Annotated in this window: 1 protein-coding gene; it reads left to right on the top strand. The window is 66.5% G+C overall.

Annotation, left to right across the window (positions count from 1 at the left end):
• A partial coding sequence (locus JHD64_RS22560) for a YDG domain-containing protein (RefSeq protein WP_199055807.1) occupies positions 1–269 on the top strand: 269 nt, incomplete at both ends.

Raw genomic sequence — 269 nt, 5'->3', positions numbered from 1 at the left:
GACGCTGAGCGACAGCGACTACACCCTGACTGGCGCGACCGGCAGCATGACGGTCAACCCGCTGGCGGTGACCCTGACCGGTAGCCAGACCTATAACGGCACGACTACTGCCCAGGGCAGCAACCTGTCGGTCAGCAACCAGATCGTTGGCGACACCGTCACCGTTGGCGGCAGCGCCACCCTGGCCAGCGCCCACGTTGGCAGCCGCGCCCTGTCAGGCTTCAACAGCCTGACGCTGAGCGACAGCGACTACACCCTGACTGGCGCGA

Origin of the sequence: Aquitalea sp. ASV15 (assembly GCF_016429115.1) — a bacterium.
GTDB lineage: Bacteria > Pseudomonadota > Gammaproteobacteria > Burkholderiales > Chromobacteriaceae > Aquitalea > Aquitalea magnusonii.
The sequence above is the reverse complement of the archived record's forward strand: the minus strand, read 5'-3'. Positions and strand labels throughout refer to the sequence as shown.